This is a genomic window from Mycobacterium mantenii (assembly GCF_001667865.1).
Lineage (GTDB): Bacteria > Actinomycetota > Actinomycetes > Mycobacteriales > Mycobacteriaceae > Mycobacterium > Mycobacterium mantenii_A.
In genome coordinates, this window is sequence record NZ_LZJP01000125.1 from 1 (window position 1) to 659 (window position 659).

Consider the following 659-nt stretch of genomic DNA (forward strand, 5'->3'; position numbering starts at 1 on the left):
GCGAACGCCTCGTTGACCTCGAACACTCCGATGTCGCTGATACCGAGTCCGGCCCGCCACAACACCATCTCGGAGGCAGGAATCGGTGCCGTCAGCATCAGCACCGGGTCTGCACCGGCCACCGCTCCGGCGACGTAGCGGGCCATCGGAGTCAGCCCCAGATCGGCGGCCCTGTCGGCGGTGGTGATCAGCAGGGCGGCGGCGCCGTCGGAGATCTGTGACGAATTACCGGCGTGGATCAGCCCGTCCTCGATGAACAACGGCTTGAGCTGTCCGAGGGTCTCGATGCTGGTGCCACGGCGCAACCCCTCGTCGGTATCGAATTCTCCGGTCTCCGTGGAAAGTACGATGATTTGCGCGTCGAATGCACCGGAGTCGATAGCCGCGGCGGTCCGCTGATGCGACGCTGCGGCGTAGGCATCGAGATCGACCCGCGTCAATCCCCACTTTCGTGCCACCGCCTCGGCGCACAGTCCCTGATTGAACGAGAAATCGTCAAACCGCTGCATAACCCTCGGGCCGTATGGGAATCCACTTTGCCGCGTTACGCCAAGCGGCAGTCGGCTCATGGATTCCACCCCACCCGCTACTATTACGTCGCAGGCGCCGGCGGCGACCGCTTGGGCGGCGAAATCCACTGCCTGCTGGCTCGATCCAGA

General features: G+C 64.3%; 1 protein-coding gene. It reads right to left on the minus strand.

The window, feature by feature from the left end; all coding sequences use genetic code 11:
• On the minus strand, window positions 1-659 hold a 659-nt coding region (locus A5688_RS23745; protein ID WP_131812456.1), incomplete at both ends, for a thiolase family protein.